Source organism: Roseburia sp. TF10-5, assembly GCF_003462365.1.
Classification (GTDB): Bacteria; Bacillota; Clostridia; order Lachnospirales; family Lachnospiraceae; genus Roseburia; species Roseburia faecis.
On the sequence record NZ_QTYW01000007.1, the window covers coordinates 12982 to 38080 of the forward strand.

The 25099-nt window shown below is 44.4% G+C and carries 22 protein-coding genes; 5 read left to right on the forward strand and 17 right to left on the reverse strand.

Going from position 1 to position 25099, the window contains the following annotated elements; all coding sequences use genetic code 11:
- Positions 1-7 precede the first annotated feature (7 nt).
- Positions 8-2311: a DNA helicase PcrA gene (pcrA, locus tag DXD06_RS08545; RefSeq protein ID WP_117831356.1), complete on the reverse strand. Its 2304-nt coding sequence runs from the start codon at positions 2309-2311 to the stop codon at positions 8-10.
- 158 nt (positions 2312-2469) lie between these two features.
- Between pcrA and DXD06_RS08550 the strand changes: the two genes are divergently transcribed.
- Positions 2470-3120: a DUF1836 domain-containing protein gene (locus DXD06_RS08550; RefSeq protein WP_117831357.1), complete on the forward strand. Its 651-nt coding sequence runs from the start codon at positions 2470-2472 to the stop codon at positions 3118-3120.
- Between the two features lie 58 nt (positions 3121-3178).
- Here DXD06_RS08550 and DXD06_RS08555 read toward each other — a convergent pair whose 3' ends face one another.
- The gene (locus DXD06_RS08555; protein ID WP_022046008.1) at positions 3179-3484 is read right to left on the reverse strand and encodes a YerC/YecD family TrpR-related protein; all 306 of its coding nucleotides are present in this window, start codon (positions 3482-3484) and stop codon (positions 3179-3181) included.
- 147 nt (positions 3485-3631) lie between these two features.
- Here DXD06_RS08555 and DXD06_RS08560 point away from each other — a divergent pair, with 147 nt between their 5' ends.
- A complete protein-coding gene (locus DXD06_RS08560; protein ID WP_022046007.1) occupies positions 3632-4525 on the forward strand; it encodes a CPBP family intramembrane glutamic endopeptidase in 894 nt (297 codons plus the stop codon).
- Here DXD06_RS08560 and DXD06_RS08565 read toward each other — a convergent pair.
- On the reverse strand, positions 4479-4922 hold the full coding sequence (locus DXD06_RS08565; RefSeq protein WP_117831358.1) for a hypothetical protein: 444 nt from the start codon (positions 4920-4922) through the stop codon (positions 4479-4481). The two genes, DXD06_RS08560 and DXD06_RS08565, sit on opposite strands and share 47 nt — an antisense overlap.
- A gap of 120 nt (positions 4923-5042) precedes the next feature.
- Between DXD06_RS08565 and asnA the strand changes: the two genes are divergently transcribed.
- Positions 5043-6053 carry an aspartate--ammonia ligase gene (gene asnA, locus DXD06_RS08570; RefSeq protein WP_022046005.1) on the forward strand — a complete coding sequence of 337 codons (1011 nt, stop codon included), beginning with the start codon at positions 5043-5045 and terminating at the stop codon, positions 6051-6053.
- A gap of 101 nt (positions 6054-6154) precedes the next feature.
- Here the strand turns inward: asnA and DXD06_RS08575 are convergent, their stop codons facing one another.
- The 5 genes from DXD06_RS08575 to DXD06_RS08595 form a co-directional block, all read right to left on the reverse strand.
- Positions 6155-6874: a response regulator transcription factor gene (locus tag DXD06_RS08575; protein ID WP_055068580.1), complete on the reverse strand. Its 720-nt coding sequence runs from the start codon at positions 6872-6874 to the stop codon at positions 6155-6157.
- Complete coding sequence (locus DXD06_RS08580; protein ID WP_117831359.1) at positions 6871-7932, reverse strand: sensor histidine kinase; 1062 nt, start codon at positions 7930-7932, stop codon at positions 6871-6873. The genes DXD06_RS08575 and DXD06_RS08580 overlap by 4 nt, the downstream gene beginning before the upstream one ends.
- Positions 7933-8019: 87 nt before the next feature.
- Positions 8020-9930 carry an NAD(+) synthase gene (locus DXD06_RS08585; RefSeq protein ID WP_117831360.1) on the reverse strand — a complete coding sequence of 637 codons (1911 nt, stop codon included), beginning with the start codon at positions 9928-9930 and terminating at the stop codon, positions 8020-8022.
- Positions 9927-10796, reverse strand: a complete 870-nt coding sequence (gene hslO, locus DXD06_RS08590; RefSeq protein WP_055068583.1) for an Hsp33 family molecular chaperone HslO — start codon at positions 10794-10796, stop codon at positions 9927-9929. The genes DXD06_RS08585 and hslO overlap by 4 nt, the downstream gene beginning before the upstream one ends.
- Before the next feature lie 14 nt (positions 10797-10810).
- Positions 10811-11551 (reverse strand): class I SAM-dependent DNA methyltransferase, encoded by a 741-nt coding sequence (locus DXD06_RS08595; RefSeq protein WP_055068584.1) that lies wholly within the window; start codon positions 11549-11551, stop codon positions 10811-10813.
- A gap of 190 nt (positions 11552-11741) precedes the next feature.
- On the opposite strand from DXD06_RS08595, the gene DXD06_RS08600 reads away from it, so the two are divergent.
- The gene (locus DXD06_RS08600) at positions 11742-12713 is read left to right on the forward strand and encodes a DUF6709 family protein (protein ID WP_243000964.1); all 972 of its coding nucleotides are present in this window, start codon (positions 11742-11744) and stop codon (positions 12711-12713) included.
- On the opposite strand, the gene DXD06_RS08605 is transcribed toward DXD06_RS08600, so the two are convergent.
- From DXD06_RS08605 to DXD06_RS08615, 3 genes are read right to left on the reverse strand one after another with little or no spacing between them, the layout of a single operon-like run.
- Positions 12710-15406, reverse strand: a complete 2697-nt coding sequence (locus DXD06_RS08605; RefSeq protein WP_117831362.1) for an ATP-binding response regulator — start codon at positions 15404-15406, stop codon at positions 12710-12712. The two genes, DXD06_RS08600 and DXD06_RS08605, sit on opposite strands and share 4 nt — an antisense overlap.
- Positions 15407-15413: 7 nt before the next feature.
- Positions 15414-16853, reverse strand: a complete 1440-nt coding sequence (locus DXD06_RS08610) for an HD domain-containing phosphohydrolase (protein ID WP_117831363.1) — start codon at positions 16851-16853, stop codon at positions 15414-15416.
- 24 nt (positions 16854-16877) lie between these two features.
- Positions 16878-17840 (reverse strand): phospho-N-acetylmuramoyl-pentapeptide-transferase, encoded by a 963-nt coding sequence (locus DXD06_RS08615; RefSeq protein WP_022045996.1) that lies wholly within the window; start codon positions 17838-17840, stop codon positions 16878-16880.
- 160 nt (positions 17841-18000) lie between these two features.
- Between DXD06_RS08615 and DXD06_RS08620 the strand changes: the two genes are divergently transcribed.
- Positions 18001-18972, forward strand: a complete 972-nt coding sequence (locus tag DXD06_RS08620; RefSeq protein WP_022045995.1) for an aldolase catalytic domain-containing protein — start codon at positions 18001-18003, stop codon at positions 18970-18972.
- A gap of 63 nt (positions 18973-19035) precedes the next feature.
- Here the strand turns inward: DXD06_RS08620 and fliB are convergent, their stop codons facing one another.
- From fliB to nrdD, 6 genes are read right to left on the reverse strand one after another with little or no spacing between them, the layout of a single operon-like run.
- Entirely contained in the window at positions 19036-20205 is a 1170-nt protein-coding gene (fliB, locus tag DXD06_RS08625) for a flagellin lysine-N-methylase (RefSeq protein WP_117831364.1), read from the reverse strand.
- Positions 20202-20522 (reverse strand): hypothetical protein, encoded by a 321-nt coding sequence (locus DXD06_RS08630; protein ID WP_055263162.1) that lies wholly within the window; start codon positions 20520-20522, stop codon positions 20202-20204. The genes fliB and DXD06_RS08630 overlap by 4 nt, the downstream gene beginning before the upstream one ends.
- 24 nt (positions 20523-20546) lie before the next feature.
- Positions 20547-21068, reverse strand: coding sequence for an anaerobic ribonucleoside-triphosphate reductase activating protein (gene nrdG / locus DXD06_RS08635; protein WP_022045992.1), 522 nt, complete (start codon positions 21066-21068; stop codon positions 20547-20549).
- A gap of 3 nt (positions 21069-21071) precedes the next feature.
- Complete coding sequence (locus tag DXD06_RS08640) at positions 21072-21929, reverse strand: cohesin domain-containing protein (RefSeq protein ID WP_022045991.1); 858 nt, start codon at positions 21927-21929, stop codon at positions 21072-21074.
- Between the two features lie 8 nt (positions 21930-21937).
- Complete coding sequence (locus tag DXD06_RS08645) at positions 21938-22816, reverse strand: class B sortase (RefSeq protein ID WP_022045990.1); 879 nt, start codon at positions 22814-22816, stop codon at positions 21938-21940.
- 3 nt (positions 22817-22819) lie between these two features.
- Positions 22820-25006: an anaerobic ribonucleoside-triphosphate reductase gene (nrdD, locus tag DXD06_RS08650; RefSeq protein ID WP_117831365.1), complete on the reverse strand. Its 2187-nt coding sequence runs from the start codon at positions 25004-25006 to the stop codon at positions 22820-22822.
- Positions 25007-25099: the final 93 nt, after the last annotated feature.

The window sequence follows — 25099 nt, forward strand, 5'->3', positions numbered from 1 at the left end:
AAATTTATCATATCTTTTTTAATTTTGCAAAGCTTGCAAACATCTTCTTTGTTCCGACTTTGTCGAAATCTACGGTCACTTCATAGTCCCTGCCCCCGGAAACAATTGCCATGACTTCTCCATCGCCAAATTTAATGTGGCGGACACGATCTCCCACCTGATAGGACAATGCTCCACCCGCGGAACCAAAATCACGCTGGTTTTCCACCTTTGTATATACCGGTTTTGTGGCTTTGGAGGAACGGAAGGTCGATCCATATCCCTCTCCCACTTCTTTTCCATATCCGCTTCCACCATAACTCGGCACCGTCCGGAATGCCTTACGCGCCTTCTGAAATGTGGACTGTTCGATGGGTTCTTCCTTTGTCTTTGGCTCATAAATCTTTCCGGAAAGAAGTTCCGGCGGAATTTCCCTGACAAAACGGGATACTTTTCCATACTGTGTCTGCCCCCGCACCATGCGCACACGCGCGGAAGTGATTGTCAGATTTTTCTTTGCACGGGTAATTCCCACATATGCCAGACGCCGTTCTTCCTCGATCTCGGCCTGGGAGTTATCACTCGTAATAGACATATAACTCGGAAACAGTCCGTCCTCAAGTCCTGCCAGATAGACATTCGGAAATTCAAGTCCTTTCGCACTATGTAAAGTCATAAGTACCACATAGTCACTGTTTTCGTCAAAACTGTCAATATCCGCAACCAGAGCGACATTTTCCAGAAAGCCGTTTAAGGTCGGAGCTTCTTCCCCCTCCGCATAATCCACAGCTTTGCTGATCAATTCGTCAATATTTTCGATTCTTGCCTCTGCCTCATCCGTTCCCTCTGCTTCGAGTTCTCTGACATAACCGGTCGTTTCAATAACTTCCTGCAGCAGATCTGCCACGGAAAGCAGCTTTGCCTTTGCTTTCATAGACTGGATAAACAACACAAACGGCCGGATCTTTGCTGCCGCTTTGCCCAGCCCCGGTACCTGTTCTGCCACACAGAGCGCATCATAAAAACTGATCTCCTGCTCCTGGGCATACAATGCCACTTTGTTGATCGATGCCGCACCAATTCCACGTTTTGGGATGTTGATGATACGCCGCACCGCCAGATCATCCTGCCCATTGTCGATGGTCTTTAAATATGCCAGCAGATCCTTCACTTCCTTACGGGCGTAGAAATTTACGCCGCCAAAAATTTTATATGGAATATTTGCTGTAATAAAACGTTCCTCAAAGAGACGGGACTGTGCATTGGTACGATAGAGAATGGCACAGTCTTTATACTGATACTCTCCTTTGCGTACCCGCCGGGCAATATCCCTTGCCACAAAATCCGCTTCCTCTGCCGCCGTATCCAGCTGCTCAAAGGTGATCTTGTCCCCGGCTCCATTGTCCGTCCACAGACGCTTTTCCTTTCTCCCCTGATTGTTGGCAATCACAGCATTGGCTGCATCCAGAATATTTTGCGTGCTCCGGTAATTCTGCTCCAGTTTGATCACTGTGGCATCCGGAAAATGATGTTCAAAATTCAGAATATTGTAGATATTCGCTCCCCGGAACTTATAGATAGACTGATCATCATCACCTACAACACAAAGATTCTGGTATTTTAAAGCCAGCAGACGGATCAGTTCAAACTGTGCGGTATTGGTATCCTGATACTCATCCACCATAATATAGCGAAAACGATCCTGATACGAGGCAAGCACCTCTTTGTCCAGTTTGAACAGTTCCACGGTTTTCATGATCAGATCATCAAAATCCAATGCATTATTCTGCTTTAACGCCTGCTGATATTCCCGGTAAACCTGGGCCTGTTTTCGTTTCACATAATCGCCTGCCGCGCGCGTCTCAAATTCGATCGGATCGATCAGCTCATCTTTTGCGGAGGAAATAGCAGAAAGAAACATTTTCTCTTTGTACATTTTCGTATCGATTTCCAGACGTTTGCAGATATCCTTCATCAGAGTCTTCTGATCATCGGAATCGTAGATGGTAAAATTGGTGCCAAACCCCAGCCTGTCAATATATCTGCGCAAAATACGCACACAGGTGGAATGGAATGTGCACACCCAGATACTTTCCGAACCATATCCCACCATCTGGTCAATACGCTCCCGCATCTCCCCTGCCGCTTTATTGGTAAACGTGATTGCCATGATATTGTAGGGATTAACCCCGCATTCCTCAATCAGATATGCCGTACGATGTGTCAGTACTCTGGTTTTTCCGGACCCGGCACCTGCCAGAATCAGAAGCGGTCCGTCGGTTGCCATCACAGCCTGCCGCTGTGGTTCGTTCAGTGCATCTAATAAGCTCATATCGTTTCTCCGTCTCTTTCCATAATTCATTATTCGTGTGTCTCATTATATCATAGATAGTCCGAATAGAACATACATTCTTTTGTTTTTTGAAAAAAGCATGAAAATGCCTTGTCATCTAGTTTTTATTACTATATAATGTGATATGAGGTGAAAATATGGACAACGAAGTAAAAGAATTTCTTGCTGCACTGCAGAAGAAACTGGTTTCAATCGATTACATCAAAACGGAAGACATTCCAAATATCGGTTTATATATGGATCAGGTCACGACCTTTATGGACGAGCAGTTAGAAGCCTGCAAACGCTATGAAGATGATAAAATTCTGACCAAAACAATGATCAACAATTATGCCAAAAACAATCTGCTCCCTGCCCCGGAGAAGAAAAAATATTCCAAGGAGCATGTGCTGACCCTGTTATTCATTTACTATTTTAAGAATCTGCTCAGCATCAACGACATCCAGTCCCTGTTAAATCCCCTGACGGAACATTATTTTGGCAACAAAGCTGGATTTAATATGGAAGATGTCTATAACGAGGTTTTTAATTTAGAGAGCACCGAGTCCGAGAAATTATTAAAAGATCTCGGAAAAAAATATGCACTCTCCCGTGAGACGTTCCGGAAATTTCCGGAAAATGATCAGGAATTTCTGCAGAATTTCAGTTTTATCTGTCTGCTCAGCTACGACGTATACATCAAAAAGATGATTATCGAAAGTGTTATCGACAATATCAACAGTCAAAACAGTAAAACAAATAAAAAAGAGAATTCCAAAAAGGAATCCTCCAAAAAAGACACCATTTAATCCAAACGGATGATTGTATTTTCAGGCACAGATGCAGATACGCATCCGTGCCTTTTTTCTATTCCTGTTCCGGATGTTTCTGTGACAGACGGCTGAATACCATCTCATATCCGTCATTTCCATAGTTCAAAGAACGATTGACACGGCTGATCGTCGCTGTAGACGCCCCCGTCTTTTCCGCAATATCAAGGTATGTCTTCTGATCCCGCAGCATTCCCGCCACTTCAAATCGCTGTGATAAAGAAAGCAATTCATTGACCGTACACACATCCTCAAAAAATGTATAACATTCCTCTCTGTTCTGCAGACATAAAATTGCATCAAACAGATGATCTACTGCCTCTGTTTTAAGTTTCTTGCTCATTATGCTCCCTCTTTCCTTCCAAAAATCATGTCTGTATTTTATCATATTAAAGTTTTAAAGTAAACAGATTTCTTGCATTACCCCATTGTTATGCTATAATGTTTAGTACAGTTTACCAAACACGAAAACGAATGGAGAATCTATGATATGAAAAAGATCGGTTATTTTTTTTCCGGCTTTCTGCCAATTTTAACAACAACAGCTGCACAGATACTGGCCTCTTTTTTTATGTTCGGAATCGCAGCTCTGTTTCTGTGTCCGGCCTCCCAGAGCACAGGCTTTGATGCCGATACCATCGAAACACTTCTGACCAATACGGAGTTTAATGCATGCATCATGCTGATTTATACCGTAACCTGCATCGTATTCATGGGAATATGGTATTATCGCTCCTGTGGGGGCAATTATCTTCCAAAACCATCCCTCACGTTTCATCCTCTGCAGTTTTTATCCATCATTCTTCTGATTCCCGGCATGCAGTTCTTTTCCGGTTATCTGACTTCTGCGGTATCTCTTCTTTTCCCGAACTGGCTCAGCCAGTACGAAAAACTCATGGAAACCGCAGGCTTAGACTCCGACATCGGACTGTTCATGTTTATCTATGCCGTAATTCTCGGTCCTGTCTGTGAAGAACTGGTTTTCCGCGGCGTCACCATGCGTCTGGTCCGACGGGCACTTCCGTTCTGGGCTGCCAACCTGATGCAGGCGGTTCTCTTCGGAATCTTTCACATGAACTGGATTCAGGGAATTTATGCATTTGTTCTCGGTCTTGTACTGGGATGGATCTGTGAAAAAGGAGGAAGCATCTATTTCTCAATGTTCTTCCACATCCTGTTCAACTTCTGGGGAACCATCATCGGACCGCTACTGAACAATCTCAAAGAAACGGATCTTCTGGGAATTATCATCTTTCTCTTTACGATTGTTTCTCTCGTTTTGGGCTTTTCCTTATTCCGCCTGGGAACGAAATGGCGCGATCAGAAAGCGGCGCGCCTTATGGCCGCCCCTGATCATGATGATCATTTCGAAGCAGCTGAATGATCCGGTACTCATAAAACACGGTGATCACAAGGATAGCTGCAATCACCAGCAGACTGTACGCGTCCTTGAGTTCGATCCCGATCACATCTCCCACACACGGAACCATCAGACCGATGATAAACACCAGTTTTACCAGCCGGATCATCCGGATGGAATATTTACGCACCTTTCCCACACACACCTCTTTCGGAAGCCGGTTTATTTTTTCCGGCTGACAGCTTACCAAGCTGAGTCCCACATAGATCAGAACAACTCCTGCAATGTTACAGATAAATTTATATGGCGCAACTTTATAGACAATCCCATAATAGATCTGCAGTCCGATATAGACAATTCCAAGGATCATTCCTATCGCCTCCGCAAAAATTGCCGGAACGGTTAAATCTTCTTTTTTCATCTGCTTTTCTCCATTTCATTCTGTAAAATCATATCCTAATTCTAACACCTTTTTGACTTGAATTCCATAGTTCATGTGCTATAATGAAACACAGAGTAACAATATAACAAAGGAGATCTCATGGAAAATCTTATTTTACCAAAACAATACAAATCAGAACTGAATCTTCATGACACACAGCTTGCCATCAAGACAGTCAAAGATTTCTTTCAGGCACTGCTGGCGCAGAGACTGCATCTGACACGTGTTTCTGCTCCTCTTTTTGTAGACCCGGCAACCGGTCTTAATGATAACTTAAACGGTTATGAGCGCCCGGTTACTTTCGGTATTAAGGAGCAGGACGATAAAAATGCCGAAGTTGTCCATTCTCTCGCAAAATGGAAACGTTACGCCCTGAAAAAATACGGATTTCAGGTCGGAGAAGGCATCTACACGGATATGAATGCCATCCGCCGCGATGAAAGTACGGACAACATTCATTCTATTTTCGTAGATCAGTGGGACTGGGAAAAAATCATTCATAAAGAAGACCGTAATCTGGACTATTTAAAAGAGACCGTTCGTACCGTATATAAGTGTCTTCGCAAAACAGAACAGTATATGGCCATCCAGTATGATTACATTGATCTGATCCTTCCAAAGGAAATTTTCTTTATCACCTCCCAGGAACTGGAGGATCTGTTCCCGGACAACACACCGAAGGAACGTGAGTATTATATTACCAAGGCAAAAGGTGCTGTATGTATCATGCAGATCGGTGACACCTTAGAGTCCGGCGAACCGCACGACGGACGTGCTCCGGATTACGATGACTGGGCTTTAAATGCAGATATTCTTGTTTATTATCCGGTTCTTGATATTGCACTGGAATTATCTTCGATGGGTATCCGTGTAGACAAAACTGCACTGATTTCCCAGCTTGACAAAGCCGGCTGTCCGGAACGCAAGGATCTGCCATTCCAGAAATCCATCATCGATGGAACACTTCCTTATACCATCGGCGGAGGAATTGGTCAGTCCCGTATCTGTATGTTCTTCCTTCGCAAAGCTCATATCGGCGAAGTGCAGAGTTCTCTCTGGCCGGAAGAAACAATTGCAGCCTGCGAGGAACATGGTATTCAGCTCTTATAATTTATTTTACATAATAAAATAAACAAAGCAAAAAATCAAAGAGGAAAAACGAAAAAAACGTTTTTCCTCTTTTTGTATTATCTATCTCCTCTAAATTACAACTATAAGGTTTCCTCATCCGCCTCGCACATGCGATACCCTACGCCCAGTTCATTTACAATATAATTTTTTTCTCCCGGTCTGGCTCCCAGCTTCTTACGGATATTTACCATATTGACCTGCAGTTTTTTGATGCTGCCCTCATCGTTATACCCCCAGATCTCTTTGATAATGGCTGAGTATGTCATAACCTTTCCCGCATGTTCCGACAATGCTGCAATGATATTGTACTCTGTCTGTGTCAGCTTCACTTCTTTTTTATGCAAGAAAACTCTTCTTGCATCGTAATCAATGGTCAGACCGGAGGCCTTAAATTTTCCACCCGGAAACATTCCGTTTTGCATGCGATGTGTTGTCATGCGGAGCGTAGAACGTATCCGCGCAAGAAATTCATTGGAGCCAAATGGTTTTGTAACATAATCATTGGCTCCCATATCCAAAGCCTCCACTTTATCTTTTTCATCTGACCTGGCAGAAAGCACAATCACCGGCGTCAGGGAATCTTTCCGTAACCGCTTTAAAAAAGTCATTCCGTCCTGATCCGGAAGTCCCAGATCTAAAACAACGAGATCCGGTCTGTGAGAAGCATACATCATCATTCCGTCTTCGCAGGAATATGCCGATAATGTCTGATATCCGTTTGCCTCCAGAAGTGTAGCCACCAGATTGTTAATATGTTCATCATCCTCAATAATTAAAATCTTATATTTATTTCCGTTCATGCCTGTTCCTTCTCCTCCATATCCAGATAAAACCGGAAAAGTGCACCTCCATTTTTCTTATTTTCTGCCTTGATCTTTCCACCGTGCGCTTTGATAATTGTTGCGCACACTGCCAGTCCTATTCCTGCATTGCTCCGTTTGCAATCGGAAGATACCTCATACGCCTCATGACTCCCGTAAAAAACGGATTTTAATTTTTCTTCCGGAATTCCACATCCATCATCCTGTACTTCAAATACGGCTTTGTCCGCCACAAGAAATACCTTCAGTCCCAGGTGCACCATTCCCTTTGCATGCTGCACCGCGTTTTCTAAAATATTGATCAACACCTGCTGGATCAGGATGGCATCCATGGGAATTACCACAAATTCATCTGGAATATCAATTTCAACCTCCTGATCCGGATATCTTTTATGAAACTTTAAAATCACCGAATCAATCAGCTCATCCAAAACCGTAGGTGTCTTAATGATTTTTACTTTTCCACTGTCAAGTTTTGTGATCGAAAGCAGGTTCTCAACCATCCGGAAAAGCCACTGTGCATCCTGCTGGATGTCCTGCAGCATCTTTGTCCGCTGTTCCTTCGTAAAATCATTATCCGGATCAAGCAGCGCCGAGCTGGAGCCATAGATCGTGGTAAGCGGAGTCCGAAGATCATGGGAAACCGCACGGAATATGTCTGCACGGATTTTTTCTTTTTCTCTCTCTGCTTCGAGAATTTTATTATACTTTATTTTGGTGGTAAACCCACAGGTAATCAAAGCCATCAGTATAATGATCACTGCCGATGCCATATTCTCCGGTATGGAAAAATTAAAGTGAAAAAATGGAAATGTGAAAGCAAAATTCAATTCAAGAACGCTGAGAATTGCAGCTGCCACACCATACAGATACCCCGGTGTGATCACAGAAGTCAGAAAGACTCCAAAAATAGATACTGCCGGGATCAGCGCATTTTCCACAGTACTGTTTTGTATCCACAAACAGATCATAAAACACACCAGCTGAATCCCGACGGTAATGGCTATATCTCTTATGATATACAATGTTTTTTTCATCCGAATCTTCTTTCTCCTTATCTCTTGCATCCGTATGTTTCATTATAGCATAATGGCGGTTAAGATTCGAATAAAAAATGTATTTTTCTAAGAAATCGTATTCAGTTCCTCCATCCACAATGTTGCACACGCATCACTCGGCATACGCAGATCTCCTCTCGGAGAAACAGCAACAGATCCGACTTTCGGGCCGTCCGGAAGGCAGGAACGTTTAAACTGCTGCGCAAAAAATCTGCGGCAGAACGTTTTCAGCCATTTTAAAATAAATGCATCTTCATAAGTTCCCGCAAATGCAATTTTTGCCAGACGATAAATTTTTGCAGGGGAAAATCCCTGACGCAACATATAATACAGGAAGAAATCATGCAGTTCATACGGACCTACCAGATCCTCGGTCTTCTGTGAAATTTTTCCGTCTTCCGGCGGCAAAAGCTCCGGGGAAACAGGTGTATCCAATACATCATACAGTGTATCGGAAAGCTGCTTGTCCTCACAGGTATCCGCATAATAACGCACCAGATGCCGGACCAGTGTCTTTGGCACAGAAGCATTCACGGCATACATGGACATATGATCTCCGTTGTACGTTGCCCACCCCAGTGCAAGTTCCGACAGATCTCCGGTTCCGATCACAAGCGCATTCTTTTTGTTTGCAATGTCCATCAGAATCTGCGTGCGTTCCCGCGCCTGGGAATTTTCATATGTCACATCATGCACCGAAGGGTCCTGTCCGATATCCGAAAAATGCACATTTACCGCCTGACAGATATCCACTTCCACAAATTCTGCCCCAAGGCTTTGAATCAGTTTGACAGCATTGTCATATGTGCGGTCGGTTGTCCCGAATCCCGGCATGGTGACGGCCGTAATTCCCTTATGATCCCGCCCGCACAGATCAAAGGCACGCACGGTCACCAGCAGTGCCAGCGTCGAATCCAGTCCTCCGGAAATACCTACCACAGCATTGGCTCCGGTATGTTCCAGACGTTTTTTTAGTCCCATTGCCTGAATCATCAGAATTTCATCACAACGCTTTTCCCTGTTCTGTCTGTCTGTTGGCACAAACGGTGCCGGATCAATAAACCGCGTCAGTTTTGTTTCTTCTATTTTTAAAGAGAACAGAATCTCGGTATGTGTCTGATCCTCAGTGACAAAAGTTGTCATTCTGCGGCGCTGTGCACAGAGACGTTCCACATCAATCTCCGAATACAGGATGCCATGTCCAAAACGCTTGGATTCCGCAAGAATCTGTCCGTTTTCCGCAATGATGTTGTGCCCGGAGAACACCAGATCCTGTGTAGACTCTCCCTCTCCCGCTGACGCATAAATATATGCCGCAAGAAGACGTGCAGACTGGCCACTTACCAGTTCCCTGCGGTAACTGTCTTTGCCGGTCAGTTCATTCGAAGCCGACAAATTCACCAGAACAGACGCCCCCGCCAGTGCATGGGAGATACTCGGCGGATTCGGTGTCCACAGATCCTCACACAGTTCCACACCGATTCTGAGTTTCGGCATCTGCTCACAGACAAAAAGCAGATCCCGGTCCGCAGGAACACAGCTTCCGTCCGGCAGAACCACCTCTGTCGCAAGCTCTGCTCCGGATACGAAATGTCTCGCCTCATAAAATTCATTGTAATTCGGCAGATAACTCTTCGGTACAAGTCCAAGCACTTCTCCATGGGAAAACACTGCCGCCACATTGTATAATTTTCCAAGGATTTCAAAGGGAAGTCCCACGAAAAAAATGGCGTCCAGTGAAGCACTCTCTTTTACTAATTTCATCAGCGCATCCTTTGCGCCCTGCAGCAGACGTTCCTGCAAAAACAGATCCTGACAGGTATAGCCGGTCAGACAAAGTTCCGGAAAAACTACAATCTTTGCTCCCTGCCGGGTACTTTCTTTCATCATATCCAGAATCAGTTCTGCATTGTATTTTGTATCTGCCACTTTAATTTTCGGTGTGACTGCAGCTGCTTTTACAAATCCCTGTCTCACTTTCTCAACTCCTTTAATTCCTCTACGGAAAATTCATATGCCTTATTACAGAACTGACACTTTACCTCGATGCTCTCCCCATCATTGATGATGTCATCGAGATCTTTTTTGCTGAGCGTCGAAAGTGCGCGGGATACCCGCTCCTTGGAACAGTCACAGACAAATGCTGCCGGAATTTTGTCGGTGATTTCCAAGCCGAAATCTCCGAGAATTTCTTCGAGAATTCCTTCCGGTGTCAGTCCTCGCTCCAGCATCATAGTCACAGAATCGATCTCTGCAATACGCTTTTCCAGTTTTTCAATGATCTCGTCACTCGTAAACGGCATAAGCTGAATAATAAATCCGCCCGCCTGACGCACCGTGTTGTTTTTGTTCATCAGCACACCCAATCCTACCGCAGACGGAATCTGCTCGGAAGTTGCAAAATAATAGGTTAAATCTTCTGCAATCTCTCCTGTCTGCAGCTGACACTGTCCCACATATGGCTCTTTTAGTCCCATATCTTTGATGACGCTCAAAATACCGAGATCCAGCGCGCCCCCTACATTTAAATGTCCGTCTTTGTTTGGCGGAAGTTCCACAATCGGATTATTGACAAATCCCTTGACATGTCCATTGGCGTCCGCAGTAACGGTAAGTCCCCTGGCCGGACCGCTGCACTGAATCTGCAGGGTCAGAAGATCCTTTTCCCCTTTTAACATTGTTCCCATCATCGCACCGCCGGACAACAGACGTCCCAGGGCTGCCGTCATGATCGGGGACGTATTGTGATCCTGTCTGGCGGTCTCCACCAGATCCCTCGATGTAATTGCAAATGCCCGGATTGCGGCACCTGCTGCGGTTGCTCTAACAATATAATCTGCCATGTATCATTTCTCCTTTATTCTTTTCTTGTAACAAATGTGATACGCTCACTGTCGGCTTTGACCCCGGCGTCGGTGTAATCATCATACATTCCTTCACAGACCAGTCCCGCCTGCTGCAGAAAATCCACTATCTGTTCCACCTTATAATTTCTCTGATAGTGTGTTTCCGCATATCGGCGGTACAGCTCTCCCGCTTCCGGGATAAACAGTGTCAGGTCATATTCATTGATTCTGGTCTCTTCGTCATAATAATTTTCCCAGATAAAACTTCCTTCCTGCCTGCTCTCCGCAAATGTGTGATCTCCAAGAAGCTGTTCGTATTTATAAGCGGTATTCATATCAAAGATAAATACTCCACCGCTTTCCAGACAGGCAGCAACCCGCCGGAATGCATCGGAAAGTTCCTGTGGCTCAAGCACATAATTGACACAGTCACAGGTACAGCAGACTGCCCGCACACATCCATCCAGTTCGAGTGTCTGCATCTCCTGCAGCAGATAAAGAATCGGCGGATCTGTCTGCTTTTCCATGGCTTTCTGCAGCATATCCACAGAAACATCCACACCGGTCATATCATACCCACAGGCTGCCAGTCTCCGGGTCAGTTCTCCGGTTCCGCATCCCAGATCCAGCACCGGTCCGTCTGCAATTCCATGCTTTTTTAATGTCTCACAAATATATGCACACCATTCATCATAGGGCACATTATCCATAAACAGGTCGTAAACCTGCGCAAAACTCGTATACGCGTCCATTCTTTTCCTCCTGCTTTGTATCATAGTTTAGCAAGTTTTTATGGCAAAAGCAAGGTTGATTATTCTTCCCGAAACCTTTATACTGAATGCATAAGTTGAACTACAGAAAGGATTTTCCATGCCTGACAACTACGAACATTATATTTCCAAAAATATTCAGGCCTTCTATCGCAGAAGACTTTTTTCTCCAATGATATATCTGGTTTTGCTTGCAGTTCTCTGGATCGTATTTCCACTGGGTGCCATGCTGCGGCCTGCACAGCTTTCCGACAATACCAAAATTGCGGATGCATACAAGGACCATCACCGTTATGTGCGCATGACCTTCACGGATCTGAAATTCAGCGGATATACCTGTGAAACCTATGGACAGACCCGCGGATATTACTATTACACCACACAGAAAAATAATTGCAGCATCATTCTCCTTACCCCGCATACATGTGAGGAAGGACTCCCTACGATCGACCGTCTGACCGTCACCGGCCGGATCGTCAAAGGAAAAGAATCTTATCTGGCACTTTTGTCCCAGCTTTCCTCTGACCTGAACTGGACCGAAACCGGTATCCGCAATCAGCTGTCTTCGTATTATTTCAGTGAGCCTGACTATCATTTAACCACGACGCGCATTTTATTCTTCGCGTATTTCGGTTCCATGATTTATACCGTCCTGTATCTTCTGATCTGTATGGTCTATATCCGGTTCCCGGTGCTTTCCCCACCGTGCCAGAACCTGATCGTCTTCGGACATCCGGGTCAGATTCTCGCCGAGGCCGAGGAAGAACTTGCAACACTTCCACAGCTGGCAACGGAGGATATGTTTATCACCGAACATTATTTTATCATGACATCACCATATGGAAATGCCATTGTACCTATTCAGGAGATTCTGTGGATCTATAAACATTCGACGCTCCACAAAATGCTCTGGTATCATTTCAGCATCTCTTATACCATGCATATTACCGCAAACAAACATATGTATGTAAACTGTCCGAAAAATACCAAATCCGATATTGACGGTATTATGGATTACCTGGCAGAAGCCAATCACAACATTCTGGTAGGTTTCAATGAAGAAAACCGCCTGAAAGTCCAGGCGGTTCAGGGAAAACCTTTCCATATTGAAAAATTCTATGCGTTATTGCGCCGCCGCGTCTAAAACATACAGGCTTTGCTTCCGATTTCATAATCCAGATTTTCATAGGCTTCCCTTACCACGGGAAGCCTTTCTTTTTCTTCCGGCGGTAATTCATGTTCAGAAAGTATCTTTATATTCTCCTCAATCTGTGCAATATCATAGGTATCAAATCCATACTTTAACCTTTTCCAGCACAGCCGGCGCTGCTCTCCATCCATCATGGGAAACTTTTCCTGCCGAAGTATGTGACCGCTTTCCTGTGAATCTTTTGTCTCCTGTTTTATTTCTTTCACCGTCCCCTGCAGCTGCTCTAAGAAGATATGCAGATTCCGGTTTATAAAGGCACGATTTTCGGTCTTTGCCGCCATCTCCATAATTTCTGCCTGCTGGGCAATCTCCTCTTTTCCAATCTGGCGGCTGATCCCTTTGATTCCATGAACTTTTGTCTGAAACATATGCAGATCCCTCTGGACATATTCCGGAAGTTTCGGAAGTAAACTCTCCACCTCTTTCCAATAAGATTCCAGCGTACGGATATCCGCAGCGTTCCTCTGTCCTGTGGCTTTCGCCTTCTTTGACTCATCGACCGGATTCGGAAGTTCCCTGTATCTGACCGGAATTCCGGTTTCTAAAACCTGCCTCATCCGCTGCAGCCGGATCGGTTTCGGCATAAAATCGGTAAATCCATGCCGGATGGAACGGCTTCTGACTTCATCAGAAATATCCGCCGTCATAAGAACAAGCGGTGCATGACTGTATCTTTGTATCTGATCCGCCGTCTCAAATCCGGACATTCCCGGCATCATCTGATCCAGAATGATCATCTGGTATTCCCGTTCTTTTACCATCTGTACAGCTTCTTCTCCTGACACCGCCAGATCCAGTATAAACTTCCATGGAGCCGCAAGTTCCTGAAAAATCACCCTGTTTGCTTCCATATCATCCACCAGAAGGACACGTGCCCGCGGATAAATCCAGTTCGGCTGTATTTCTTCAACCTGCGGATCATTCTGTTCTTTTAATATTTCCCGTCCGATGTTTCCCGGCTCTGATATCTCAGTCGGAACCTGTTTCTGATAAAACCCAAAAGATACGCGTGTCCCTTTTCCCGGATCACTCTCTGCTCTTACCCAGCCATGCATCATTTCTACGAGCTGTCTGACAATTGACAGACCCAGGCCAAAGCCCTCTACCCCCATATCCTCGGAAAACGAGACATATTCCGCAAATACCTGTGCAAGTTTTTCCTTTGTCATTCCCACACCGGTATCTTCCACACAGCCGTCAAACCATACCTGTCCTTCTTCCATCTTACAGTGGAGAGACAGCGTGATCGTTCCCTGTTCCGTAAACTTGCAGGCATTCGATAAAATATTCTGAAAAATCTGTGCCACACGTAAATAGTCCCCACTTACCTGCTCTGGAAACCGGTCCAGAAACTTCACGGTAAATACAATATCTTTTTCCCGGATATTTAACAGACAAAAACGGGCCTGTTCCTCGATCATCTCATAAAAATTGTATGTTTTGTCTTTGAGCGTCAACATTCCTGCTTCCAGCTTCGAATATGCAAGGATCGTATCCACCTGTTCAAGCAGATTATTTCCCGCGACACGGATATATTCAAGAATGTTTTTGCTCTCATCCGGAAGATTCTGCCTTTTTAAAATATCCGAACCTCCGATAATCGCATGCAGCGGACTGCGCAGATCATGACTGACCGCTGCCAGAAAACGGCTTTTTAAAAACGACTGTTCTTCCGCTTTCTTTTTCAGATCCTCCATCAGAACCGTTTCCTTCTTTTGCTGTGTGATGTCGAGCAGAGTAAGAATATATCCTCTCACCACATTTTCACTGCAGACCGGATGCAGCTGACACCTGCAATAACTTTCTTTCCACTGAACCACATAATCCTGATCCGGGTCTTTACTCCAACGCATCATTTTGGTATAAAAAGGGTACTCCTGCGGATCGTCCGTCAGTTCCCCCACAATTTCCGGAAACCATCGTCTGGCACTGGCATTGGCATCCCGGTAACGCATTCTGTTGTCAAACAAAAACGTAGGGATATCACTGATATTATAAAAGTTTTCCCGGATAATGTTCGTCACATTGGATAATCTTCCCGTCATCATCAGATAAAAGACAATCAGACAGGAAATTTCAAAAGCTCCCGGCACCAGAAATTCTTCCGCTTTCGGCGTAACTGCGCGAAACAACATTGCAACTCCCGGAAGTGCCATGCCAAGATACAACATATCATTTACATGTCCCTCCCAGACAGAAACCTCGCTTTTCACTCTCACATAAGTAGCCAGCCCCAGAAGAATTCCCGTATAACAAAGCAGCGCAATCCGAAACGCATCCTGATACGTCTCGCGCTGCGCAGCACGTATAATCAACATGGAATTAAACAGCACCAGACTGCAGAACAAAATCACTTCCGTCCTGAGTTTCAGCTGGAATTTCATAAAATCACCCACATAATGAATCATAAGATACAGCATGTGAATGGCCAGTAAATCTGTCAGTATACGAAGTGTCTTTGCCTCTCCCGTAACATAATAGGTAATGCGATAAAAACTGTTCAATGCAATCAGCCCTAAAACCAACGGCAGCAGCCGGTGTTCCCTTGCGTGAAACCCGCTGCTGACATAACTTTGTAATACAAACAGTGTAAAAAAAAGACAGATCAGATGGAAAACCAGTCCCATATCCGTTTTACCTCCAACCACTAAATATCCGCTCTACTTCGGATTTGATATAAATGGCTTTATATGGCCGCACAATATATCCTGCCGCATGCAGTCTCCGACAGGTCATTACCGTATGCGCATCACACATGGCCGTGACAAACAGAACCGGTATCCTGCCCCCTGTGAGCTTGTTTGCTCTCATGGTAGTCTCGATTCCGTTCATTTCCGGCATATCAACATCCATAATGATCAGATCCGGAAACTCATTGTGTTCCAGATAATGCAATGCCTGTTTTCCGCATTTACAGAGAATGACGGTATACTCATCCTCGAGAATTCCACGCATGGCATCCAGATTAGTCTTCATATCATCTACGATCATGATTTTTTTTCTGGCAGTTTCCTGAACCATCTTCTTTCTTCCCGGCTCTTCCGAATCCGGAGAAACCGTATCAAGATATTCCGGTGGAAGAATCGTAACATTTAAGTTTTTATTTTCCATCAGATCCAGTTTGGTTCCATCCGGCATATTCAGAACCGGTCGCAGATTATGCGGTCCTTTGTTTTCATAGATCAGTCCCTTACGTCCGTCCGACAGGTTTACCTCCGTCCCTCTCGGAAACAGTGGGACACGTTCCATAAACACTTCCACAACGTTTTTGTCAAACATGATGCCACAGGCTCCCATGAGATATTCTACTGCCTCATAAGGAGAATATGGTTTCTTATACGGACGTCTTGATGTCAGCGCATCATACACATCCGCCACATGTACAATTCTTACGGAGAGTGACTGTTCATCTCCCATCAGCCCCTGTGGGTATCCGCTTCCATCTACATTTTCATGATGAAGAAGTACCGTCTGCTTGATATGCGCCGAAATATTCCATCGCTTCAAAAGCAGCTGGTACGAACGGGTCGAATGGGTCTTCATCAACTGGTATTCATCCGGTGTCAGCCTGCCCGGTTTGTTTAGTATTTCCTTTGGAATGGCAAGTTTTCCAAGATCATGCAAAAGAGCCGCTGTAACCAGATAATTCAGATCGCGTTCACTCATTCCCATCCCCATACCGATCACGCAGCAGAGCACCGCAACATTCACCGAATGCGCATATGTGTAATCATCGTATGAGCGCAGATCTGTCATATCCAGACACACATTTTTTCTGGACAAAAGATTCTCCACAATCTGTTGTGCAATCTCGGCACAACGGTCAATATCATTCTCCTGCACACATTTAAACCCTTCCTGGCGCAGTTTTTCCGGTATTGTTGCTTCGATGTAAATATCTTTCGACTGTTCATCCTCGATATAGACACCGCTAAATCCGTATTCATTTAGTTTATTGATATAGGAAGCCGTCAGTTCACAGCCGCTTCCCACCATGGTACGTCCCATGGAATCATATAAATCATACGCAAGACACATTCCCGGTCTGGCATCTTCAATGGAAACAAAACGCATAAAGCCTCCAATTATAACTACAACTTAAATCATAACCAGATAAATTGCTGCAAGTGAAATTACAATCTGAATGATAGCAAAACGAAATACCACCTGGGCATTGGACCACCCACCCTTTTTTCTTACATGGTCGTGGATCGGTGTGATGGTATTCTTTAGAATATGTATCTTTAAAAACCGAAGCAGTGAAACCTTTACCAGACCAAGACCACCGTCTGCGATAAGTACCGCAGCAACCAGCAGGTACATAAACGGACTGTGCATCTTCAATACCGCAATGGCAATAAAAATACCCATTGCACGTGATCCGGCATCTCCCATAAGAAGCTTGCTCGGTGTTGCGTTATACCACAGATATCCCAGCAGACATACCGCAAACAGTAAAATACAGTAATTGAAAGAATCATTGACTTTTAAAATATTGTCAAGAACAAACACACTCATCAACGTGATAATGGTCAGTGTTCCCGACAATCCATCCACACCATCCGAACAGTTGGTAACATTGATGGAAACCCACACCAGAATAACGGTCAGAATGGCAAATACAACCGGTGGAATCACGATGGTCGTTCCCGTAATGGCAATGGTGATCTCACTGGAATTGTAATGCAGATAGGAAATGGCTACAACGACTGCCACCGCCAGATCCAGAATTCCCTTTAAATACTCTCCCCATGGTTTTTCTGCGGCATCATCAAAGAATCCGGTGAACATTTCGATGACGATCAGCACCAGATAAATGATAATTTCCTTATTCATTTTGCCAAACAACAATGCGGAAACAACAAAAGTCAACACAAAAATAATACCCGCACCTCTTGGTTTTCCTGCGGAAAGAGCTCCATCATGTGCATACTGTCTTCCCATGTCCTTCGGCAGATATCCGTTTAATTTTGCAATTGCAATACAGGTCACTGCAAAAGCAAATAAAACACCGATAAAAGCAACCAGTGCGTGTTCATATGTTCCTAATAAGTATATCATTTTCTCCTCCTTCGGGCTTTCACCCGATTTAATTATATTAGGAGACTGGAAAAAAGTAAAGTTTTTGCTTGCATTTTTATCGAATTGTGTTATTATATACTCACACGCGTCAAAGCGTTAAAGTGTAAAAGATTCAAAGAACCACAAGGAGGAAACAAAAATGGCTCAAAAAGGAGACTTAATGACAGCACGTTCCGATATTCGTGTATTGGACGCAACCATTCGTGACGGAGGACTCGTAAACAACTTTATGTTCTCCGATGACTTTATCAACGCACTCTACCGCACCAATGTAAAGGCCGGCGTTGACTATATGGAGTTTGGTTATAAAGCTTCCAAGGAGCTGTTTGACGTAAATAAATTCGGCAAGTGGAAGTTCTGTGATGAGGAATCCATCCGTGAGATCGTTGGTGACAACAACTCCGATATGAAGATTTCCGTCATGGCAGATGTCGGACGCTGCGATTACAAAAAAGATATCATTGACAAAAAAGACAGTGTAATTGACATGGTTCGTGTGGCAACTTACGTGCACCAGATGCCTGCTGCAATCGAAATGATTGAAGATGCCAAGGCAAAGGGCTACGAGGTAACCTGTAATATCATGGCAATCTCCAATGCCAAAGAATCCGATATTGACCAGGCACTTGAAATGGTCGGTCAAAGCAGCGCCGATGGCATTTATATCGTGGACAGTTACGGTGCTCTTTACCCGGAACAGATCCGTGCGATTGCAGATAAATACACCGAACTTGGAGAAAAATACGGCAAATACATCGGTATGCATGCACACAATAACCAGCAGCTTGCCTTTGCCAACACGATCGAAGCACTCTCCCACGGTGTCAGTCTTTTAGATGCTACCATGATGTCCATGGGACGGGGTGCCGGAAACTGTGCCATGGAACTGCTTCTGAGTTTTCTGAAAAATCCAAAATACAATGTATTCCCGGTACTCCGGTTCTTAGAAGACTATATGCTGCCGCTCAAAGAAACCGGTGCCGTATGGGGATATGATATTCCGTATCTGCTGACCGGACGTCTGAACCAGCATCCATCTGCTGCCATTGATTTTTGCAAGGACAACCGCAAGGATTACGCAGATTTCTATACCGATCTGTTAGACAAATAAAGCATAATACAAAACAGGCATCCGGGGTTCGCCAGATGCCTGTTTTATCTCTGTTATAAACGTTTAAATCTGTCTGCAAAGTGCATCCACTTTCGCAATTTCTTCCATCATACACATTTCTTTCAGATCCTGTGCATTTCCTTCGGAATGTTCCACTTCCTTTGAGAAAATACGCGCTACGTCAATACGGTCAGACATTGTGAATTTGCCACCGTTTCTGTAAAAACGTGCCGCATCCATATCTCTTACCACAAGGGTTGCCATCACAATCATTTTGGCATAGGATAAAATATCATAATCATATATCGAATTCATCAGATAACGATACACAAAATAAACCAGAAGATGTTCATAGCCAAGTTCCGAATAATCCGATGATCGCATATATTCTGTCAGAAATGCCTCATAGGTATCTTCTTGATACAGCTTTTCAAATTCTTCCTTGGTGTGAACCCATTCATCATCCAGCTCTTCCATATCGGCAAAAACCGCAAAACGTTCCTCGAAATCTTCATAAGAAAGTGCACGAACCGGCTTCTCTTTTCCCTCAATATTTTTCTGCTCCCACTCCCGAAGTTCATGACCGGCATCTTCGTATCTCCAGTCTGCCAGTACCGACATATCCTCTTTTGCCTGTGCATAATTGATCACGGTCTGTACACGGTCACACCACGCCAGAAACTCTCTCATGCGCTCCGGAATATTATGGGTACGATTCTGCAGAATATTCACCGACTCCTGCTGCACCCATTCCATGAACGCAACATATGCCGGGTCGTCCTCACCGTCATCGCAATTTCCGGGCAGCTCTATATCCACCAGCTTTTCCGGTTCTGTCCGCTCAAACAGAATCCGTCCGACTTCCTCGCAGGAAAGACTCAGTGCTTTCTGCTCCACATCTCCGTAAATCAGGGAAAAACGCGGATATTCTGTACACACTTCACACAGAGCCTCTTCCCCAAGTGCTGTATAAAGATCACAGAGATTATGGTCATTGAGCATGGCACAGCGTTTCTTCCCTTTCAGCTTAAAACGGTATCCACCGCCATCATCATCCGGATCGGCCTCATACATACTTTCTTTGAGTCTTTTGCCGAATTTACCTTCCACACTGTTGTAATATGCATAGGAATCCTCATCAATGTCAATTTCCCAGCCTGCACAGCAACTGTCCTTGCAGCGGGATGCAATGCAGGAAAATTTCTCATAATATTCCGGAACCCGTAAAATCACGATGCCTGCCTCTCTTTCTCTTCTTTTTCTGCCATGTACTCTTTCTCCATAGTTTCCCAGTCCGGATCCTGTGTGCCTTTAAAGTGATTATAGGCTATATAGCCAATGCACCAGATCAATCCTGCCATCGTTGTTGAAAAAAGTATTTTGACAACACATACCGCAAGCAGTGTGACATTCAGGTCCCCTGCCAGAAAAGAAACTGCCAGAGTATGAAGCGGAAGCACAAGCATCTTCCACAACCCATAATATGCTGCTGCAATCACACCGATTGTATAACAGACAAATCCCAACAATGCATTAATATGCTTTTTCATATGTATCCATCCTCGTTTTCCTAACTATTCCATCAACTTAACTATTTTGCCACTTTCCATGGTTTTTTTCAAGTCAAGAATGCGCTGATTGACCGATCCCCGGAACTTGAGCGTAATATCCTTCTGTTCCTCAATAAATGGACCGTCCACCAGTACATCGATCAGGGAAAGCAGGTCATCCGTGTCTTTCGTATGTTTTCTGCCTCCCAAAATCAGGTCTTTATCATATATATATCCGGTAAATGCCCAGACATTCTTATCCGGATACAAACTTTTTACTTTTTTCATAAAAGGAAGAAGAGCCTCCTGATTTTCTTCCTCAAACGGCTCTCCTCCCAACAGGGTCATTCCCTCTATATACTCCGGTTTCAGTGAATCAAGCACCTTTTGCTGTACCTGCTCATCGAAACATTCTCCATAGGTAAAATCCCATGTCTGTGGCTGAAAACAGCCCTTACATGCATTGCGGCATCCGGATACAAACAGTACCGTCCGACAGCCGAGACCGTTTGCGATGTCACAATACTTAATTCCAGCATAATTCATAATTTACTCTTTCTTTTTATTCAGGAAACGGATGCAGCCTGCTGCTGCCAGTAAAAAAACAATTACTGCTGCTCCAAATACCATCCGCAGATCAACCGCACCTGTCTTTGGTGTTGCATCTGTCCGGTTTCCGTTTTTTGATGTATTTCCACTGTTATTCTTTTTGTTCGATGAAGTCTTATGTGTATTCCCACTGCTGCTCTTGGAATCCTGCATATCGTCTGTATCATCGTACGAATCGGTATCGTCCGTATCGTCCGTATCGTCTGTATCATCTGTATCATCTGTATACTCTGTGTCATCCTGACTGTCCGACTGACTCTGGGAAGTGCTCTGGGACTGTGACTGGCTCTGTGTCTGTCCTGCAGAAGCATCCACAACCGTTGTAACCGTAACCGGATTGTAACTTGCATCCGTCACTTCACGCACTGTCAGGGTAACCGGCATCGTTGTATATGCATTTTTCGCCTTAAAGGTAACCGTGGCAATGGTTTCATTCTGGGAATAAGTCTTATTTAAAATTGCCGAAAGATTAAGTGCCTGCTGATTATTTTCCGTAACCGGGGAAACCAGCTCAATATTTCCCGAATCCGAAGAAATCGTATTTGCCCATGTGGTTCCTACATATTCCAGATCAGAATCGTCATATGCCAGTCTTGCTGCAAATGTCGAAAGTCCCGGATTATTGCTTCCGACCAGACGTACCGTTACCGTATCCCCGGCTTTTGCATCATTGGTTGTTCCAACCGTCAGATTCATCTGGCTGTTCGCTGCCATAACCGGCTGCGGAACGGCTGCAAAAAGCAACGCCAGCGCACATCCCATCATCAGTATCGTTTTCATCATCCCTAATTTTTTCATCTTCTGCCCTATATCCTTTTTGCTATGACTACGAGTCTCCCATTGTTTACCGTGTATTCACAGGTAGAGAGCATAATTGTGGTATCTCCATAGATAAGATGCTCCCCTGTATCATACACACGGTTCTCTTCCACAAAATCCAGCAGATTCTGAAACTCTTTCCGGTTTTTATAATTCCGAAACCAGTAATAACGGAATCCGGATTCGTCTTTTTCCTTTACATGTGTCTTTACCACCGCAACAATCTGATATTGTCCAGTTTCATAAATCGTATCAAAAGTAATCACCGGATGCTTTTTGTAAAATTTCTTATCCAGATAGGCATCCAGATCTCCAAACTGGCTTCCATCACTTACGTTGTGCCCAAAGATCACAATATTCTGATCCATCGGATCAATGCTGGCATCTGCGGAAACAAACGGGTTTCCCTTATTATCATCTTTTCCTTCAAAATTGTGTTTCAGATAATATTCCCCGCCTGTATGATCCTGCATCACCGGATAATCGATTGGTGTCCCGTCAACTTTGATCCATCCAACCAGATCCGGATACATACTATATAATATATCATATTGGTCTAAGATTGCAAGCTGGTCCGTCTTTTCTGTCTCACGATTTTTCATTTGCTGCTTTTCTTTGCGGATATATTCCAAAACCGCTTCCTTTTTTGCCTCTTTGATCTGAAAATAATTCAATGCAAGTAACAGAACAACCGCCATGGCCAGGAAAGAAAAGGCGATGCGTCTGCATACCTTTTCCACCATCGGCCGATGGCGGTTTCTGCCACTCGGCCCGATGGGTTTTTCTTTCTCTTCCCGGGGTTGTGGATCTTCTACCTCATGGTGTTCATACAAATGGGCATATTGTTTCCGTTTGTTTTCTTCCATGTTTTATAAATGTAATACTCTTTCTTTGATTTCCTGTGTACGTCCCTGATTCCAGAACTGTGTTCCGATATACCCGCACGTACGACGTGCAACACTCATCTTATCCTGATCACGGTTTCCGCAGTTCGGACACTCCCAGACGAGTTTTCCGCTGTCCTTTTCCTCAACAATTTTGATCTCACCGTCATAGCCACATTCCATACAGTAATCACTCTTCGTGTTGAGCTCCGCGTACATAATATTATCGTAAATGTATTTCATGACGGCAATCACGGCATCAATATTATCCTGCATATTTGGTACTTCCACATAGCTGATTGCACCACCCGGAGACAGCTTCTGGAACTGTGACTCAAACTTCAGTTTATCAAAAGCATTGATATTTTCCGTCACATGCACATGATAACTGTTCGTAATATAATTTTTATCTGTTACGCCCTCTATGATACCAAAACGCTTCTGCAGACACTTTGCAAATTTATAGGTGGTGGATTCCAGCGGCGTACCGTACAGACTGAAATCCATATTTTCCTTTTCTTTCCACTCTGCACAGGCATCATTCAGACGCTGCATGACACGCAGTGCAAATGGTGTTCCGGTCTCCGGCTCCGTATGGGAAACACCTGTCATATAACGGGTACACTCGCACAATCCCGCATATCCCAAAGAGATGGTGGAATAACCGCCAAATAAAAGTTTGTCGATCGTCTCTCCCTTTTTCAGACGGGCAAGCGCTCCGTTCTGCCACAGAATCGGAGCCACATCACTCGGTGTGCCAAGAAGTCTCTTATGTCTGCACATCAGTGCCCGGTAGCACAGTTTTAGACGCTCATCGAGAATCTTCCAGAATTTTTTCTCATCTTTTCCGGAAGAACATGCCACATCCACCAGATTGATCGTCACAACTCCCTGGTTAAAACGTCCGTAATATTTCGGTTTTCCGGTTTCCGGGTCAATATACGGAGTAAGAAAACTGCGGCATCCCATACATGGATAGCAGTGTCCTTCCCCGTTCTTGTCCACTTTCAGTTCTTTCATCTTCTTTTCGGAAATATAATCCGGAACCATGCGCTTTGCCGTACACTGTGCAGCCAGGCGTGTCAGATAAAAATACTTGGAAGCCTCATGGATATTATCTTCTTCGAGTACATAAATCAGTTTCGGGAAAGCCGGGGTAATAAATACTCCTTTTTCGTTCTTTACTCCCTTGATTCTCTGATGCAGCATCTCCTCAATGATCGCTGCCAGGTCATCTCTGGTCTGTCCCTCCGGCACTTCGTCGAGATACATAAACACCGTGATAAACGGAGCCTGACCGTTTGTGGTCATAAGCGTGATCACCTGATACTGGATCATCTGCACACCACGGTTGATCTCTTCTCTTACACGCATCTCTGCTACTTTATTGATTTTCTCCTCATCCAGATCCAGCCCGATCTTTTCAAACTCTGTCCGGACCTGTATCCGGAATTTTTCACGGCTCACCTGTACGAACGGTGCCAGATGGGACAGTGAAATACTCTGTCCTCCATACTGCGAACTTGCAATCTGCGCAATCGCCTGTGTTGCTATATTGCAGGCCGTGGAAAAACTTCTCGGACGGTCAATTCCGGTCTCGCTGATTACAGTACCATTCTGCAGCATGTCCTCTAAGTTCACCAGACAGCAGTTATGCATGTGCTGCGCAAAATAATCTGCATCATGGAAATGAATCAGTCCTTTTTCATGTGCTTCCACAATATCTTCCGGCAACAGGAATCTCTTCGTGATATCCTTGCTGACTTCTCCCGCCATATAATCTCTCTGTACACTGTTTACAGTAGGATTTTTATTGGAATTTTCCTGTTTTACTTCCTCATTGTTACACTCTAAGAGAGACAGAATCTGTTCATCAGTAGAATTGGATTTACGCACAAGCGCTCTCTTATAACGGTATGTAATATAATTACGGGCAACCGTAAATGCATGCTGGTTCATCAGCTGGTTCTCTACCATATCCTGGATTTCCTCCACGCTGGCAGATCGTTTCATGTTTTCACATGCCACTTCCACATTATCGGCAATCTCCTGAATCTGCTCATCGCTGAGTTTTTCATAATCGATTACCGATGCATTCGCTTTCTGTACAGCCGCAACGATCTTATTCGAATCAAAAAATACCTCAACTCCGCTTCTCTTAATAATTTTCATGTTCCATCTTCCTCTCAAAGTCTATCTTTATAAACGATTGTTTACACAAAATATAAGATATAGAGATTACTCCCTATATCTTGTATATTTTCA

Coding starts and splice junctions, on each gene's coding strand:
- DXD06_RS08620 (WP_022045995.1), top strand. CDS start 18,001: ATGGCTCAAAAAGGAGACTTAATGACAGCACGTTCCGATATTCGTGTA.
- DXD06_RS08550 (WP_117831357.1), top strand. CDS start 2,470: ATGGACAACGAAGTAAAAGAATTTCTTGCTGCACTGCAGAAGAAACTG.
- asnA (WP_022046005.1), top strand. CDS start 5,043: ATGGAAAATCTTATTTTACCAAAACAATACAAATCAGAACTGAATCTT.
- DXD06_RS08615 (WP_022045996.1), bottom strand. CDS start 17,840: ATGATATACTTATTAGGAACATATGAACACGCACTGGTTGCTTTTATC.
- DXD06_RS08565 (WP_117831358.1), bottom strand. CDS start 4,922: ATGAAAAAAGAAGATTTAACCGTTCCGGCAATTTTTGCGGAGGCGATA.
- DXD06_RS08610 (WP_117831363.1), bottom strand. CDS start 16,853: ATGCGTTTTGTTTCCATTGAAGATGCCAGACCGGGAATGTGTCTTGCG.
- DXD06_RS08645 (WP_022045990.1), bottom strand. CDS start 22,816: ATGGAAGAAAACAAACGGAAACAATATGCCCATTTGTATGAACACCAT.
- DXD06_RS08575 (WP_055068580.1), bottom strand. CDS start 6,874: ATGAACGGAAATAAATATAAGATTTTAATTATTGAGGATGATGAACAT.
- DXD06_RS08595 (WP_055068584.1), bottom strand. CDS start 11,551: ATGGACGCGTATACGAGTTTTGCGCAGGTTTACGACCTGTTTATGGAT.
- DXD06_RS08560 (WP_022046007.1), top strand. CDS start 3,632: ATGAAAAAGATCGGTTATTTTTTTTCCGGCTTTCTGCCAATTTTAACA.
- hslO (WP_055068583.1), bottom strand. CDS start 10,796: ATGGCAGATTATATTGTTAGAGCAACCGCAGCAGGTGCCGCAATCCGG.
- DXD06_RS08555 (WP_022046008.1), bottom strand. CDS start 3,484: ATGAGCAAGAAACTTAAAACAGAGGCAGTAGATCATCTGTTTGATGCA.
- nrdD (WP_117831365.1), bottom strand. CDS start 25,006: ATGAAAATTATTAAGAGAAGCGGAGTTGAGGTATTTTTTGATTCGAAT.
- DXD06_RS08630 (WP_055263162.1), bottom strand. CDS start 20,522: ATGAAAAAGCATATTAATGCATTGTTGGGATTTGTCTGTTATACAATC.
- pcrA (WP_117831356.1), bottom strand. CDS start 2,311: ATGAGCTTATTAGATGCACTGAACGAACCACAGCGGCAGGCTGTGATG.
- DXD06_RS08580 (WP_117831359.1), bottom strand. CDS start 7,932: ATGAAAAAAACATTGTATATCATAAGAGATATAGCCATTACCGTCGGG.
- DXD06_RS08600 (WP_243000964.1), top strand. CDS start 11,742: ATGATATATCTGGTTTTGCTTGCAGTTCTCTGGATCGTATTTCCACTG.
- DXD06_RS08640 (WP_022045991.1), bottom strand. CDS start 21,929: ATGAAAAAATTAGGGATGATGAAAACGATACTGATGATGGGATGTGCG.
- nrdG (WP_022045992.1), bottom strand. CDS start 21,068: ATGAATTATGCTGGAATTAAGTATTGTGACATCGCAAACGGTCTCGGC.
- DXD06_RS08605 (WP_117831362.1), bottom strand. CDS start 15,406: ATGGGACTGGTTTTCCATCTGATCTGTCTTTTTTTTACACTGTTTGTA.